The organism is Streptomyces sp. NPDC057623 (assembly GCF_042800355.1).
GTDB lineage: Bacteria > Actinomycetota > Actinomycetes > Streptomycetales > Streptomycetaceae > Streptomyces.
The window spans coordinates 50,407-66,192 of sequence record NZ_JBHVGZ010000007.1; the positions used below are offsets into that span (position 1 = coordinate 50,407).

A 15,786-nucleotide genomic window follows, 5' to 3' on the forward strand; every position below is an offset into this window, starting at 1 on the left:
CGAGGGCGAGGGCTCAGTCGGGCAGTTCTCCCACGAACGTGGCGACCAGCGTCGACACCGCTTCCGGAGTCTCCAGGATCATGGGGTGGGTGGCGTCGATCCGGCGAACGCTGATCGCCGGCCGGGTGCGGGAGAGCTCGGCCAGTTCGGCGGAGACCTCTTGTGCGAACCGGGAGCTGAATGCGTCGAACCACTCCATGCCGGGCGCGGGCGACAGCCGCCGCCCGGCCTGTACCACCAGCAGTGGACGGTCGGTCCCGCCCAGCCATCGGGTGACACCGAGTGCGCCGAGCCGGTCGAGTTCGTCGACGATCTCCAGCGCGTCCGCCCGTTCCGGCAGCGTCTGCCACCTGCCGTCGGGCAGCGGGCGGGCGGCCGCGCGAGCAGCGGTCTCCGCGCGGTCGGCGGGAATCCCGAACCTGGCGTGCTGGACGACCTGCGCCTCGATGTACCCGGGTGGCGCGATGGTGCCCGCGGACGCCAGCAGTCCCTCACTCACCCGTTCGGCGCCGGGGTACTCGCGTCCCCACCAGAAGCCGTCGAGGTTCACGGCGGCGCGGGCGCGGGCACGGTCCGGGTTCGCCCGGGCGTACTCGACCGCGACCAGGCCGCCGAGGGAGTGGCCCACCACGACGGCCTCCGACACCCCCCGCGCGTCGAGTGTGTCCGCGAGGTGCCGCACCACGGCGGGAATGGTCCAGGGGGAGATTCGGGGAGAGCGGCCGTGCCCGGGAAGGTCGACGGCGAGGACACGGTGTCCGGCGGTGAGCTGGGCGGCCGAGGCGTCCCAGTCGGCGAGCGAGCGTCCGTAACCGTGCAGGAGAACCAGGTGAGGGCCGTCGCCCCCGTGGTCATGAACGTGTAGGAGTGTCATCGGGGTTCACGGTAGGGGGCACCCAGATGCTCGAACAACGGATTAACGGCCGAGGGCGGTCAGATCCTGGAGAGGTCGATCGCCCGGTCGACGTCCCGCGGCTGGAGCAGCCGCAGGATGCCGCGAAGTCGGCGAGCGCGTGTGCGGTGGCCAGGAACCGTGGGAGCGGCGTGTGACGGCAGCGCGTCAGCCGCGCAGCCACGGTGCGAGCATGCCGCCCCGCTTCAGCGAACCGAGGACCATCGACACATCCACCGACACCGCCTCGCGCAACCACGAGGAGCGCGTGACGAAGTCGTGGAGAGCAGCCTCGTCCGGGAAGGCGGTCAGGACGAGCAGTTGGCGTTCGCCGGTGAGGAAGCTGACGTACCGGACGTGCGGGGACTCGGCGAGCGCCGTCGTCACCGCGTCGACCGCGGCCGGTACGGCACGCACCCACAGCACGGCCTCCACCGGCAGTCCGAGCAGCAGCGGCTCGATGACGGCACGGACCCGGACGCGGCCGTCCCGGCGCAGGGCACCCAGCCGGCGTCGGGCCGTGGCCTCGGACACCCCGGACACACGGGCCAGTTCGTCGTAGGTGCACCGCCCGTCCTCGGCCAGCGCGTTCACCAGCAGCCGGTCGGAGCGGGAGAGTTCACCGGCGCCGTCGAACGAGGGCAACAGGTCGGTCGGCGCGGGTGCGGCGGTCGCGGGCGACCCGTCGGTGAGCGCGGCGATCTCGGTCTCCGTGAGCAGACCCGCGTGCCACTCCCTGATCGTCCGCACATGCCGCAGCACCGGGAGCGTCAGGGTCCGTACGACGCCCGGCAAGCCCGGGAGTTCGTCCATGACCAGTCCCGCGAGCCGGTCGCGGGGACACAGCACCTCCTCCACGCAGTCCCAGGTCCCGGTCAGGACGTGGGCGAAGACGCAGTCGGGGCGACGCGCCAGCGCGGTGGCGACGACGCGGGCCCGGCCGGGTGCGCAGCGCACCCCGACCACGGTGCTGCGACCGCGCACCGCCATGGCGCCGATCCGCACGAGCCCGGAGTCCAGCAGCCGGGTGCCCCGGCGCACCACGGTGCGTTCCGGTTCGCCGAGGGCCGTCGCGATGCGGTGCCACGAGGCGCGGCCGTCGATCTGTAGCGCGCTGATGATGCGCCGGTCCAGCGAATCGGCCACGGGGGCGGCGAGCGGTGCGTCCATCGGCCTGAGGGTATGGCCGATTCCGTCGATTTCACAGGGATTCCTGTTCCCTTCCGTCAGCCTGCCCGACTCTTCCGGGAAGCCGGACCGCACTCCCGTGACTCCCCTGCATCCGGAGGTGGCCAACGTGACCGCGACGCCTGGAAGTCCCCCGCACCCGCACACAGCCGCACCGTCCCCCGCGTCCTCGCCCGCCCCGACCACCCGGCGCGGCCGGCTCGCCGTCCTCGGCCCGGGGCTGGTCCTGGCGGCCACCAGCGTGGGCGCCGGTGACATGGTGACCTCGCTGGCCGGCGCCGCCGGCTACGGCATGGCCCTGATGTGGGCGATCGTCGTCGGGGTCGTCCTCAAGTACGCGCTGACCGAGGGGGTGGGGCGCCTGTACCTGGCGTCCGGGCTGACGGTGATCGCGAGCCTGCGCTCGGCCGCCCGCTGGCTGCCGTACGCGTTCTTCGCGTTCGTCCTGGTCATCGGTCTGCTGTACGGAGCCGCCCTGAGTTCGGTGGCGTCGCTCGCGCTGTCGACGCTGTTCCCCGCACTGCCGCTGCGGCCGCTGGCAGTGGTGATCGCGCTGGCGTCGGCGGGGCTCGTGTACGTGGGCCGGTACACGCTGTTCGAGCGGGTGATGAGCGGGTTCATGCTGGCCAAGTTCGTCGGCATGGTCGTACTGGCGTTGGTCACGCTCGTCACCCTCGACGACCCGTCCGTCATGGTGTCGTCGCTGCGGCCACGGCTGCCGGAGGGCGACGTGCTCACCGTGCTGGCGCTGGTCGGCGGGGTGGGCGGCACGGCCGGGGTGGCCTCGTACAGCTACTGGCTGCGGGAGAAGGCCTGGCGGGACGGGAGTTGGCTGCCCGTCATGCGGGCCGACTCGGCGGTGAGTTACGCGGTCACGTTCCTGTTCGTGGTGTGCACCTCGATCGTGGGCACCGGCCTGCTGTTCGGCACCGGGCGGACGATCACCGGCAACGACGGGCTGGCCGCGCTGGCCGAACCACTCGGTACGGACCTGGGGTCGGTGGCCCGGGTGCTGTTCCTGGGCACCTTCTTCCTCGTGACCCTGAGCGCGCTGGTCGGCGGCTTCAACTCCCTGTGCTATCTGCTGTCCGACTCCCTGCGCACCATGCGCGGGGTCCCGGACTCCGAGGCCGAGCGGCGCATGGGCCAACGCAGCCGCCCCTTCCGCCTGTTCGCGCTCTACTGCGCGGTCACGTCCGTCGCCGTGACCTTCGTGGAACGGCCGGTCCCCCTGATCCTCACCTACGCGGCTGTGGGCTCGCTCGTCCTGCCCCTGCTGTCCGGGGCGCTGCTGGTGCTCCTCAACCGGCGCGACCTGACACCGCCGTACCGCAACAAGACCGTCTCGAACGTGCTGCTGTCGAGCTCCTTCGTCCTGTTCGCACTGCTCGCCGTCGTCCAGTTCAAGGAAACCCTGGGAGGACTGTGAACCCCGCCGACCTGTGCTTTCGCACCGCGACCGACCTCGCGGCGGCCCTGCGGCGCCGTGAGGTGTCCGCGCGTGAGGTCGTCACCGCCCACCTCGACCGGATCGACCGGGTCAATCCGTCGGTGAACGCGATCGTCACCCTCGTCGCCGACCGGGCCCTGGAGCAGGCGGCCGAGGCGGACGACCGGCTCGCCTCGGGAGCCGAGGTCGGGCCGCTGCACGGTCTGCCCGTCGCCCACAAGGACCTCCACGACACCGCCGGCATCCGTACGACGTACGGCTCACCGGTCTTCGCCGACCACGTCCCCGTCCGGGACCACCTGGTCGTCGAACGCCTCAAGCGAGCCGGGGCCATCACGCTCGGCAAGACCAACGTGCCCGAACTCGGCATGGGTTCGCACACCGTCAACCCGGTCTTCGGCGCGACCCGCAATCCTTACGACCTCTCGCGCAGCGCGGGCGGCAGCAGCGGCGGTGCGGGGGCCGCCCTCGCCTGCGGGATGCAGCCGCTCGCCGACGGCAGTGACACCGGCGGCTCGCTGCGCAACCCGGCGTCCTTCAACAACGTGGTCGGGCTGCGCCCCTCCCCCGGCCGGGTCCCTTCATGGCCCGACAAGGCGCCGTGGGGACAGTTGTCGGTCAAGGGGCCGATGGCCCGGACCGTGCGGGACGTCGCGTTGCTGCTGTCCGTGCTGGCCGGACCGGATCCACGCAGCCCGCTCGCCCTGGAGACGCCGGGCTCCGTGTTCGCCGGGCGGCTCGACGGCGATGTCCGCGGATGGCGCGTCGCCTGGTCGCCCGACCTCGGCGGGAGCGTGCCCGTCGACCCGGAGGTCCGGGAGGTGGTGCGCGGCGCGGCGGAGGTGTTCGGCGCGCTGGGCTGCGAGGTCGAGGAGGCCTGCCCCGACCTGTCCGGCGCCGACGAGGCGTTCCTCGTACAGCGGGCCTGGCAGATGGAACTCGGCTACGGTCCCCTGCTGGACGCGCACCGGCACCGCATGGCGCCGGACGTCGTGTGGAACATCGAGGAGGGCCGCAGGCTCACCGGCCCGGACCTGGGCCGCGCCCAGCTCCTCCAGGCCGCCCTCTTCCACCGGGTGCGCGACTTCTTCGCGACGTACGACGTCCTGCTGCTGCCGGTCAGTCAGGTCGCGCCGTTCGATGTCCGGCTCCCCTACCCGACCTCCGTGGACGGCACCGAAATGCAGACGTATCTGGACTGGATGCGCTCGGCCTACCTGATCACGATGACCGGCTGCCCGGCGCTGTCGGTCCCGGCCGGTTTCACGCCCGCCGGGCTGCCGGTCGGGCTCCAGGTGGTGGGCCCGCACCGGGGGGACGCGGCGGTGCTGCGAGCGGGGTACGCGTTCGAGCGGGCGACGCGCGCCGGGGAACGGCGACCGGCGGTCGCGGCGGGCGAAGGCACGGGCGTGGCGGCCGGGGGCCGGTCATGAGCCCGCGCACCGTCGTGGTGGTGGGTGCCGGCATGGCGGGGCTGGCGACGGCCTGGTTCCTCCAGGAGGCCGGCGTCGAGGTCACCGTCGTCGACCGCCGGGGCGTGGCGGCCGGCGCGTCATGGGGCAACGCGGGCTGGCTCGCCCCCGCCCTGACCGTGCCCCTGCCCGAACCGGCCGCCCTGAAGCTGGGGTTGCGCGGGCTCCTCTCCCCCACGTCCCCGCTCTACGTCCCGCCGCGCCCCGACCCGCGGCCGGCGCGTTTCCTGCTGGCGTTCGCCCGGAACTGCACCCGCCGGCGCTGGACGGTGTCCATGGCCGCGCTCGCCGCCCTGAACCGCGGCGCGCTCGCGGCCTACGACGACCTGGCACGGGGCGGGGTCACCGAGCCGACCCGCACGGGCGAGGGGTGCCTGATCGCCTTCACCTCCGAGGCCGGACGTGTCCCGCTCGTGGCGGAGCTGGAGGCGGTGCGCTCGGCGGGCCAGGAGGTCGGCTACGACCTGCTCGACGGTGCCGGGGCGCGCGAGCTGGAGCCGTCGCTGTCGGCGCGCGTCGACGCGGCCGTACGCCTGCACGGCCAGCGGTATCTGAACCCCGGGGCGTTCGTCGCGGCGCTGGCCGACGCGGTCCGCGACCGGGGCGGAAAGATCGTCACCGATCTGGAGGTGGCCCGGATACGGGACTTGGGATCCGGGGTGGTGGCGCTCGCCTCCGACGGTACGGCCGTGCGGGCCGACGCCGCCGTGCTCGCCGCCGGGGCCTGGCTCGGCCCGCTGGCGGCGCCCTTCGGTGTGCGCACCCCGGTGCAGTCCGGCCGCGGCTACAGCTTCACCGTGGCCGCGGAGGGGCTGCCCGCGCGGCCCACGTACTTCGCCGAGCAGCGTGTGGTGTGCACGCCGCTCGGGGACCGGGTGCGGGTGGCGGGGATGATGGAGTTCACGGCGCCCGACCGTCCCGCGGATCCTCGCCGCGTCAGCGCCGTCGTCAACGCGGTCCGCGGCATGGTCCCTTCGGCCGACCTCGCCCACCGCACCGACGAGTGGGCCGGCCCCCGCCCGTGCACGGCCGACGGTCTGCCTCTGGTCGGCCCGACCCGCTCGCCCCGGGTCCACGTCTGCGGCGGGCACGGCATGTGGGGCATCGCGCTGGGGCCGCTCAGCGGCAAGCTGCTCGCCGAGTCGATCGTCGCGGGCGGCGGGGCACCCGGGTCGGCCGCGCTGCATCCGCTGCGGTGAGGACGGGACCGCCAGGGCGCGTTGACGGAAGTGATCGCGTCACGTCCAGACCCACAACCGATCGTTGATCAGAGTGACACCCCGCGCCGACCAGCACCCACCCAAAAGGCGGCTGATCAGGGATATCAAACAACTCGCCACACGATCGCGCCACAACACCCCGTTGTACGGATAGGGTGGCGGGCGTGGACCTCAACGCCGTACGCACCTTCGTCGCCGTCGCGGACGCCGGTCAGTTCCAGAAGGCCGCCGTCGATCTGGCCCTCACCCAGCAGGCCGTCTCCAAGCGCGTCGCCACGCTGGAGAGGGATGTCGGCGTGCGGCTGCTGACCCGCACGCCGCGCGGCGCGGAGCTCACCATCGACGGGCAGGCGTTCCTGTCCCATGCGCGGGCCCTGCTCCAGGCCGAGGAGCGGGCGAGGGACTCCGTGCGTCCCGGCAGCCGGGCCCTGCGCGTCGACGTGGTCGGCCGGCGAGTGTCCCTGGCCGGACATCTGCGCGACTTCCATCGCGCCCATCCGGGGATCGCCCTGGACATCGTGACGCTCAACGGCTCGGAGGAGGCCGTCGCGGCGGTCCGGGACGGCGTCATCGACGCCACCTTCCGCGCGGTCACCATGCCGGGGCAGCGGATCCCCGACGGCATCGAGTTCACCCCGGTCCACGACGAGCCGATCCACCTGTTCACCGGCCCCGCCCACCCGTTCGCCCGCGCCGCCGCGGTCGCCCCCGCCCAGCTGGCCGGCCACCGGATCTGGATGCCCGGCAACGTCCCCGGCACGGAGTGGACCGCGTACTACGACGCGCTCGCCGCCGACTTCGGGCTGACCATCGAGGCGACGGGCCCCAACTTCGGCGTCGAGGCCCTCATCGACACGATCGCCGCCTCCTCGACGCTGGCGACCTTCCTCGGTACCCAGACGCCCCTCGTCTGGCCCGCCGGCTACGACATGCGGCTCATCCCGCTGCGCGACCCGACGCCGGTCTACCCGCACTCGATCCTGTGGCGCGCCGACAACCCGCACCCGGCCCTCACCGCGCTCCGCGCCTACCTCGCCTCCGTCCACCACGACCCTGCGGACGGCGAGATCTGGACCCCGGCGTGGGCCCGGCGCGCTACGAACGGCTCCTGAGGTCCGCGCCCACGGCCGCCGCGACGACCCGGTCCCGTTCGGCGGAGCTGAACAGGCCCTCGGCGAGCCAGGTTTCGGCGAGGGCGCGAACCGTTGCCACGAAGCTGCCCGAGGACGCGAAGGGTGCCTGCTCCCACACGACGTCGAGGAAGGTCAGGCCGTCGCCGCGAGCGCGGTTCGGTACGCCCGAGTCGCTCGCTCCGAACACGACGACGGGTTCGGCGCGCCTGAAGTAGGCGTGGTAGCGGGTGGCGTCCGCGACGTGGAAGGGGGCGAGGGTCAGTCCGTGCGTGGTGAAGTGCAGCGGGCGGCCCTCGGGTGCGACGGCGTCGGCGAGCTCGCCGCGGAGCGTGAAGTCCTTGTAGAAGGAGAACGCGCGGAACTGCGCCGCCTCGCTCCGGGCGACCAGCAGGACCGGCCCGTAGAACAGCGACTGCACGCCGGGATCGTCCAGGGCCCGCTCGACGCGCAGCCGGTACGGGGCGGTGATGCCGACCCGGTCGCCGCTCCGCCAGTTCCTGCTCAGGGTGAGGTACGTACCGGGCGTGGCCGTGATTCGTTGCCGTACGCCGTTGACCGCGACCGTGAAGCCGCCCGTCGCCCAGGAGGGCACCCGCAGCTTCAGGTCGAGCCTGCCACCGCCCTCCCGGAAGGTCAGGGTGCGGACCCCCTCGGCCGGGTAGTCGCCGGCCTGCTCGACGACGAAGCCTCGCTCCGGCCACCGCAGGGTCGAGGCGAGGTAGAGATTGACGTACAGCGCGTCCCCGTCGGCCGAGCGGAAGTACACCGAGTCCTGGTACTTGGTGTGGTTCTCCATGCCGGTGCCGCCGCAGCAGGTGCCGGTGTTGCCGTACTCGCGCACGACACCCGGTCCCATGCCGACGAAGTAGGTCACCTCCGGGCTGCTCGTGCTGGGCGCGTCCCGGCGGGAGGCGAGGATGTGGTTGGTCAGGCCCCGCTCGTAGTAGTCCATGTACGCCGGGTCCGGAGCGTGGAAGAAGAGCTGCCGGCTCAGCTTGAGCATGTTGTACGTCGCGCAGGTCTCGGCGTTCTTGTCGTCCAGGGTGGCCGCGATGGCGCCCCGGGCACGGAACATCTCGCCCTGCCCCGTGCCACCCAGGCTGTACGTCCGCGTGCCGGTGACCATGCCCCAGAAGTTGCGGGCCGCGGCGGCGTACGTCTCCTCCCCGGTGTGGTCGAACAGCCTGACGTAGCCGGTGAACTGAGGAATGTGCTGGTTGGCGTGTCTGCCCTCCAGGATGTCCCGGTCGTCGGCGCAGGCGTCCAGCAGCGCCGTGTTGTCGAAGCAGCGGGCCGCGGCGAGGTGCTCCTGCCGTCCGGTGAGGGCGTACAGGTCCGCCATCACCTCGTTCATCCCGCCGTACTCACCGGCGATGTAGATCGACCACATGCGTTCCAACTGGGCCCTGGGCAGCCGGCCGAGACGGCTGTGCACCCAGTCGCCCATCCCGGAGACGATCCGCAGCGCCTGCGCGTTCCCGGCCAGGGTGTGCGCGTCGAGCAGGCCGCGCATGATCTTGTGACAGGTGTAGTACGGCGCCCAGATGGTCGGGTAGGTCGTGTAGCTCTCCAGCAGGACGAACTGCGTCTCCGGGTACGCCGCCAGATAGCCGGGGTGACTGGGCCTGGGCTCGCCGTGCTCCGCCAGGGCCTGCCGGCACTCGTCGAGCGCGGAGACCAGGTAGTCGAGCTTGGCCTTGAGGGCGGCCTCCCCGGTGTCGGCGTACGCCTGGGCGAGCAGGGTGAGGAAGTGGCCGCCGTAGTGGCCGCGCAGATTGCCGTCGGAGGTCTCCCAGCCGCCGGGCGGCCGGGCGCCACGGGTGTCGAGCCCGGCGTTGGCGCGGAAGACGGCCAGGATGCGGTCGGCCGGGTAGGACCGTGCGTAGTCGAGCATCAGGTCGCGCTTGCGTCGGAAGAGACCGTCGCCGAGGGCGACTTGGCCGAGGGGGAAGGGGTGTACGGCCCACGTGGGCGGCGGTACCGGGGCCGCGGCCTGGGACGGCGTGGCCGTCTGCGCGAGGGGGACGGCGGCCGCCGTGGCGGCGGCGATGCCCAACACGCGTCTGCGGGTGGGGGGTTGGGACATGCTCGGTCTCCTTTCGTATGGTCTCGTCAGCTCGTCAGGCGGTCGACTCGTCGGCGTCGGCTCGTGGAAGCGGTGTGGCCGGCAGCCACACGCGCATCGTCGAAGGGCCGCGGTTGGCCCAGGAGTTGTAGGGCACCAGCACGACCCCGCCGCGTTCGGCGGCGGGCACCGCGGACTGCCCCGGCGGTCGGTAGGGCCATGCCGGGTCGTGTGGCTCTCCCGGTGCGGCGAGTTCACCCGGCGCCACGACCGTGCCGTCCGGCCCGTCCACCGGAACGGCGCCCGGATCCACCCGTACGGCGTCGACCTCCTGTCCGTCCGGGAGGTCAACGGACTCGGCGCAGTAGACCAGCGGGCCGCGCTGGACGGCGAGCGTGCCGCGTACCGCGTCGATACGGGGGTCCGGTTCGATCCAGCGCGGTGCGACGGGCAGTTCGAGCCGGATCTCGTCGCCGGGCCGGAAGGCGCGGGTGAGAGTGGCCGTGCCCGGGGCGACGGTACGGCGGGTCCCGTCCGCGTCGACCAGCCTGGCCGTGGCGCCCTCCGTCCACGCCGGGACGCGCAGCGACAGGGTCCACGGCCGGTCCGGGGACCGGGCGACGCGCACGGACACGGTCCCGCCGCGGGGATAGTCGGTGCGGACCCGCAGAGCGATGCCGCCGGTGGTGATCTCCGCGTCGGCGTACTGGTGCAGTTGGATTCCGTCGTCGGACGCCGTCGCCAGGTACGCGGGCAGCACGGCCAGGGTCCGCGCCACGTTCGTAGGGCAGCAGGACACCGCGAACCAGGGTGCGCGCAGGCTCGATTCGGCGCGCGGGCTGTCCGTGTCCGCCGGAGGAACGGTGCCGCGGCGACGCCGGTGCAGGGTGTTGGCGTAGAAGAAGGCCCGGCCGTCCTCGGACGGGGAGGCCGCGACGACGTTGAACAGGGTCCGCTCCGCGAGGTCGGCGAAGCGCGGCTCGCCCGTGGCGAGGAGCAGGCGCCAGCTGAGCATCACGGAGGCGACGCCGGCGCAGGTCTCCGAGTACGCGCGGTCGGGCGGAAGCACGAAATCGTCACCGAAGGACTCGTCGCGGTGGTGCGAGCCCATGCCGCCGGTGAGATACGTCCGACGGGCGACCGTGGCCTCCCACTGCCGTACGACCGCCGCGAGCAGTTCGTCGTCCCCGGTCTCCACGGCCACGTCGACCGCTCCGGCGGCGAGGTAGAGGGCGCGAACGGCGTGACCGCGCAGGACGGTGGCCTCGCGCACGGGGATGTCGTCCTGGTAGTAGGCGCGGCCGAACTCGATGTCGGCGAGCGTGCCGTGGCCGCGGCGGTCGACGAACAGGGCGGCCTGGTCGAGGTAGCGCTGTTCGCCGGTCGCTCGGGCCAGCTCGACGAGGGCCGTCTCGATCTCCGGGTGTCCGCAGACGCTCTCGATGCCGCCTCGCCCGAAGGTGGCGCACACGTGGTCGGCGGCCCGGCGGGCGATCTTCGTGAGCTCGCCCTCGCCACCGGCGCGGGCCTGGGCCACGCCCGCCTGGATCAGGTGGCCGTAGCAGTAGAGCTCGTGGCCCCATTCGAGGTCGCTGTAGCGGGGCTGCTGCCCGGGGCGGCCGAAGGCGGTGCCGAGGTAGCCGTCCGGCTCCTGGGCGGGGGCGATGGTCTCGGTGAGGGCCGCCACCTCGCTGTCGTGCCGGCCCGCCCAGGCCATGGCCTCGATCAGTTTGTAGACGTCGGAGTCGGCGAACTCCCGTCCCCGTCGGTCGCGTTGGACGCGTCCCTCGACCGCGGCGCGGAAGTTGCCGATCCAGCCGACGCGTTCCATCCAGTCGCGGCAGTGGTCGAGCGTGGCGGTCGCGTTGACCTCGCGGCTGCGGGCCCAGAAACCGCCGGTGATCCGCACCTCGTCGAGCCCGAGCGGCCGCAGTCGGCCGCGGCTCGGTGCCACCGGCACGACGGGTGAGCCCTCCGTGTTCTCCTTCAACGCATCATCCCTTCAGCTCATCCCTTCAGCGCGCCCGACATGAAGCCCCTTACGTAGTGCCGTTGCAGCAGCAGGAAGACGAGCAGACAGGGCACGGCGAGGACCACCACGCCCGCCTCGGTGGCCCCGTAGTCGACGGCGCCCATGCTCTGCTGGCGCAGGTTGGCGACGGCCAGCGGCAGGGGCGCCTTCTCGCTGTCCGAGATGAGGATCAGGGGTGCGATGAAGTCGTTCCACGCGGCGAGGAACGCGAAGAGGCCGACGGTGATCAGACCCGGCTTCACCGCCGGGAGCAGCACCCGGCGCAGCGCGCCCGCCGTGCCGCACCCGTCCACGAGCGCCGACTCCTCCAGTTCGCGCGGCACCGCCTCGAAGGAGATCCGCATCATGAAGGTGGCGAACGGCAGTTGGAACATGGCCAGTACGAGGCTCAGCCCGATCAGCGAGTTCTGCAGGTGGAGACGGCCGAGCAGGACGTAGAGCGGGATGAGGAGGGTGGCGTACGGGACCATGAGGATGGCCAGCGTCAGCAGGAACAGCAGGTTCTTGCCCGGGAACTCGAAGCGGGCGAAGGCGTAGCCGCCGAGCAGGGAGACGCCGAGGGTCAGGGCGACGGTGAGCGCCGAGACGACGGTGCTGTTGAGGAGGTACTGGCCGAGGCCGGCGTCGTAGTCGAGCAGCGTGCGGTAGTTGCCCAGCCCGTAGCCGGACTCCTGGGAGGTGCCCGGTTGGGCGCTGACCGAGGCCCAGGCGTTCCACAGCAGCGGGAAGAGGAAGATGACGGCCAGACCTCCGGCGACGACGTAGTAGGGCGTCCGGCCGAGGGCTCGGGTGAGCACGTCGGTGTCCCTCCTCAAGGCGGGGTGGGTCATGACTCGTCGGCGCGGCGCAGTGCGCGGAACTGGGGGACGTTGAGCAGGAGCAGCGCGGCCAGCACGATGATCGACAGGGCGGCCGCGGTGCCGAGGTCCAGGCGCTGGAACGCCTCGCGGTAGACCAGCTGCACGACGGTGACGGTGCTGTTGTCCGGCCCGCCCTTGGTGAGGACGAAGAACTGGTCGAACGCGAGCAGCGATCCGGTCACGCAGAGCAGCAGGGACAGGGCGAGGGACGGCTTCAGCAGGGGCAGGGTGATGCCGCGGAAGATCTGGCCGCGGCTCGCGCCGTCGATCCGCGCCGCCTCGTACACCTCGTGGGGGATGCGCTGGAGGCCCACGAGCAGGATCAGCATGTAGAAGCCGGCGAACTTCCAGACGACGAGGAACACCGTCGACAGCAGGGCGGCCGTCGGCGAGCCGAGGAAGGACACCGGGTCGTCGACGAGGCCGAGTCTCTCCAGGGCATGGCTGAGCGGTCCGGTGGTGGGGCTGTACAGGCCCCAGAACAGCAGGGAGGCGGAGGCCAGGCCCAGGGCTCCGGGCAGGAAGTAGACCGTGCGGAAGAAGCCCGCGCCGGGGCGGGACTCCTGCACCAGGAGGGCGAGGAGGAGCGCGAGTCCGAGGAGGACGACGGTGACGATCGCGGTGTAGAAGAGGGTGAAGCGGACTGCGGGCCAGAACAGCGGGCTGTCGGTGACGTCGGTGTAGTTCTCGGGGGCGTTGGCGCCCTGGTCTCCCGCGAGCAGCGGCCAGTCGTTCAGGGACATCTGCCCGACGAGCAGCAGGGGCAGCAGGAAGAAGACGGCGACGAACACGGCGGTGGGGGCGGCGTAGCCGATCCCCTGTACCTTGCGGGACGCCTTCACCTGCATGCCACTCCTGTCGGTCGGTCAACTGAACAGGCGGGCTCAGTCGGCGAGCGAGGCGCTGACCGCGTCGTTGTCCTTGTCGACGGACGCCCCGTCGCCGAAGACGGCGTCGCGCATCAGGGCCAGCCAGGGCCCGTTGGGGTCGTTGAACGTCTGCCCGAACTTCAGCGCGTACGGGGTACGGCCGTCGGCCACCAGCTCGTTGATGGTGACCAGCCGCGGGTCGGCGTCGGAGTACTTGTTGGATGCCAGGTCGGTGCGCGCCACGACGTCCCTGTGCGCGGCCACCACGTCGACCTGTGCCTCGTCGCCCAGGGACCAGGCGAGGAAGTTCCAGGCCTGGTCGGCCGACTCGCTGGTGGCGGAGATACCGATGGCGTCACCGCCGACGAAGGTGGACCGGCCGCCGTCGGGCCCGGGGATGGGCGCGACCCCGAGGTCGAGGTCCTTGGGCATCAGGCCCAGGGTGGTGGACGGCATCGGCATCACGCCGACCTTGCCCTTCGGGAAGACGCCGGTCCAGGTCGCGCCGGTCTCGTCGCGGGCGCCGGGGGCGACGATGTCGTCGTCCACCCAGCCCCGATAGGTGTCGTAGACCTTCTTGGCGGTGGCGGAGTCGAGCGTCGCCCCGGTTCCGTCCTCGTTCAGCACGTCGTCCCCGGCGGCCCAGATCGACGGCCACCAGGTGAAGACTCCGCAGCCGCCGCAGTTCCCGCCGAAGAACGTGCCGTCGACGCCCCCGCCCAGCGCGTCCACGGCGCGCGCCTGCCGGTCCCAGTCCGCGAGGGTGGCGGGCGGCTTCTCGGGGTCGAGCTTCGCCTGCCGGTAGAGGTCCTTGTTGTAGAAGAGCACCGACAGGTCGAGGGTGTGCGGCACGACGTACTTCTTGTCCTCGTACGTCCCGGCCTTGATGTGCGACTGGGCCAGGTCGTCGGCGAAGGGCAGCGCGTCGATGCGTTCGGTGAGGTCGGTGAAGAGGCCGCTGGAGGTGTAGTTCGGCACGAACACGACGTCCGAGGCGAACAGGTCGGGCAGGTCGCGGGAACCGGCGGCGGCACCGACCTTGGCCTGGTAGTCGTCGGTGGGGATGACGGTGAGTTCGACCTTGTTCTCGTGGCTCGCGTTGTACGCCTTGACGAGGGCCTCGCTCTGCGGCCGGGTCGCGGCGCGCGTCCACATCGTCAGGGTGGTGCCGTCGTCGACGCCCTTCGCGTCCGCGGCCTTGCCGCCACCGCCGCTCGAACCGCCGTCCCCCGACCCGCAGGCCGTGGCCAGTGCCACGGCGGCGATCAGGGCCACGGCCGCGGTGCCGAGGCGGCGGACGGGTCCAGGTGATGCGGTCGGGCTCCCCATGACGATCCCCCTCCGTGACGAACACTCGGAAGAAACGAGCCGAAAAGGCTTTCAGCAAGCTAGGTCCGAGCTGAAGGCCCGTCAATCCCCTGTGCAGAACAACGACTTCAGGTGGGCGGCCGAAAATTCTCGCGTACGGTTTACGCACGTGATGCGAGACAGGAGACACGCATGACACCACCGGCCGGCCCCTCGCGTTCGCACACCGCCACCCTCACCGACGTCGCCCGGCTGGCGGGCGTGTCCGTCGCCACCGCGTCCAAGGCCCTCAACGGCCGCAGCCAGGTGCGCGCCGAGACCCGGCAGCGGGTCGTCGAGGCGGCCGAGCGGCTGTCGTTCCGGCCCAACCAGCTGGCCCGCGGGCTGCTCGCCGGGCGGACGGGGACCGTCGGCCTGCTCACCAGCGACCTGGAGGGCAGGTTCGGCATCCCGATCCTGATGGGCGCCGAGGACGCCTTCGGCGCGGGCGAGGTCGCGGTGTTCCTGTGCGACGCCCGCGGTGACGCGATCCGCGAGCAGCACCACGTGCGCGCGCTGCTGGGGCGCCGGGTCGACGGGCTGATAGTGGTCGGCAGCCGCACCGATCCGCGCCCGTCCCTGGGCCGTGAGCTGCCGGTTCCCGTCGTGTACGCGTACGCCCCGTCGGACGATCCGGCGGACCTGTCCATCGTCCCCGACAACGTCGACGCCGGCCGGATCGCCGTGCAGCACCTGCTGACCTGCGGTCGTACCCGGATCGCGCACATCAGCGGCGACCCCGGCTACCTCGCGGCCCGGGACCGGGCGGACGGGGCCCGTGCCGCGCTCGCCGACGCGGGTCTGGCCCTGGTCGACGAGCCGCGGTTCGGGGCGTGGTCGGAGGGCTGGGGGCGGGCGGCCACCGCGCTGCTCCTCGACCGGCATCCGGATGTGGACGCCGTGCTGTGCGGCAGCGACCAGATCGCGCGGGGCGTCATGGACGTCCTGCGCGAGCGCGGTCAGCGGGTGCCGGAGGACGTGGCGGTCATGGGGTTCGACAACTGGCGGGTGCTGACCTCCGGTTCGCGTCCGCTGCTGACCAGCGTCGACATGAACCTGGAACAGGTCGGCCGCGCGGCCGCGCAGGCCCTGTTCGGCGCCATAGCCGGTGGGGCACCGCGCTCCGGGGTCGAGACGCTGCCCTGCCGTGTGGCGATCAGGGGATCCACGGCTCCCCTGTCCTGAACCGTTCGTCCGGTGAACTCAGGTCCCAGCGACCTCTCTTGACACTCCATCAGTCCGCTCCTACGTTGCGAAA

General features: G+C 72.2%; 12 protein-coding genes. 5 read left to right on the top strand and 7 right to left on the bottom strand.

All coding sequences use genetic code 11. The annotated features are described in order from the left end of the window. Positions 1-13: 13 nt before the first annotated feature. Entirely contained in the window at positions 14-874 is an 861-nt protein-coding gene (locus ACFU95_RS10095; RefSeq protein ID WP_383824480.1) for an alpha/beta fold hydrolase, read from the bottom strand. Positions 875-1,060: 186 nt separating this feature from the next. Further along, positions 1,061-2,062 carry an Lrp/AsnC family transcriptional regulator gene (locus ACFU95_RS10100; protein WP_383824482.1) on the bottom strand — a complete coding sequence of 334 codons (1,002 nt, stop codon included), beginning with the start codon at positions 2,060-2,062 and terminating at the stop codon, positions 1,061-1,063. Positions 2,063-2,189: 127 nt separating this feature from the next. Between ACFU95_RS10100 and ACFU95_RS10105 the strand changes: the two genes are divergently transcribed. From ACFU95_RS10105 to ACFU95_RS10120, 4 genes are all read left to right on the top strand, one after another. Further along, complete coding sequence (locus ACFU95_RS10105; RefSeq protein ID WP_383824484.1) at positions 2,190-3,509, top strand: Nramp family divalent metal transporter; 1,320 nt, start codon at positions 2,190-2,192, stop codon at positions 3,507-3,509. Beyond that, positions 3,506-4,963: an amidase gene (locus tag ACFU95_RS10110; protein ID WP_383824486.1), complete on the top strand. Its 1,458-nt coding sequence runs from the start codon at positions 3,506-3,508 to the stop codon at positions 4,961-4,963. Before ACFU95_RS10105 ends, ACFU95_RS10110 begins: the two co-directional genes overlap by 4 nt. Further along, positions 4,960-6,201 (top strand): NAD(P)/FAD-dependent oxidoreductase, encoded by a 1,242-nt coding sequence (locus ACFU95_RS10115; protein WP_383824489.1) that lies wholly within the window; start codon positions 4,960-4,962, stop codon positions 6,199-6,201. Before ACFU95_RS10110 ends, ACFU95_RS10115 begins: the two co-directional genes overlap by 4 nt. Before the next feature lie 185 nt (positions 6,202-6,386). Next, the gene (locus ACFU95_RS10120; protein ID WP_383824493.1) at positions 6,387-7,334 is read left to right on the top strand and encodes a LysR family transcriptional regulator; all 948 of its coding nucleotides are present in this window, start codon (positions 6,387-6,389) and stop codon (positions 7,332-7,334) included. Here ACFU95_RS10120 and ACFU95_RS10125 read toward each other — a convergent pair. Genes ACFU95_RS10125 through ACFU95_RS10145 form a run of 5 tightly spaced genes read right to left on the bottom strand, consistent with a single transcriptional unit; the run spans position 7,318 to position 14,510 of the window. Further along, the gene (locus ACFU95_RS10125; protein ID WP_383824495.1) at positions 7,318-9,441 is read right to left on the bottom strand and encodes a glycoside hydrolase family 127 protein; all 2,124 of its coding nucleotides are present in this window, start codon (positions 9,439-9,441) and stop codon (positions 7,318-7,320) included. The genes ACFU95_RS10120 and ACFU95_RS10125 overlap by 17 nt on opposite strands. Positions 9,442-9,475: 34 nt before the next feature. Beyond that, on the bottom strand, positions 9,476-11,410 hold the full coding sequence (locus ACFU95_RS10130) for a glycoside hydrolase family 127 protein (RefSeq protein WP_383824498.1): 1,935 nt from the start codon (positions 11,408-11,410) through the stop codon (positions 9,476-9,478). Positions 11,411-11,427: 17 nt separating this feature from the next. Next, positions 11,428-12,249 (bottom strand): carbohydrate ABC transporter permease, encoded by an 822-nt coding sequence (locus ACFU95_RS10135; protein ID WP_383824501.1) that lies wholly within the window; start codon positions 12,247-12,249, stop codon positions 11,428-11,430. Positions 12,250-12,278: 29 nt separating this feature from the next. Then, the gene (locus ACFU95_RS10140; RefSeq protein WP_383824503.1) at positions 12,279-13,160 is read right to left on the bottom strand and encodes a carbohydrate ABC transporter permease; all 882 of its coding nucleotides are present in this window, start codon (positions 13,158-13,160) and stop codon (positions 12,279-12,281) included. Positions 13,161-13,196: 36 nt separating this feature from the next. Beyond that, entirely contained in the window at positions 13,197-14,510 is a 1,314-nt protein-coding gene (locus ACFU95_RS10145; RefSeq protein ID WP_383824506.1) for an ABC transporter substrate-binding protein, read from the bottom strand. A 171-nt stretch (positions 14,511-14,681) separates the two neighbouring features. Between ACFU95_RS10145 and ACFU95_RS10150 the strand changes: the two genes are divergently transcribed. Continuing rightward, a complete protein-coding gene (locus ACFU95_RS10150) occupies positions 14,682-15,713 on the top strand; it encodes a LacI family DNA-binding transcriptional regulator (RefSeq protein ID WP_383824509.1) in 1,032 nt (343 codons plus the stop codon). The last annotated feature ends 73 nt before the right edge of the window (positions 15,714-15,786 follow it).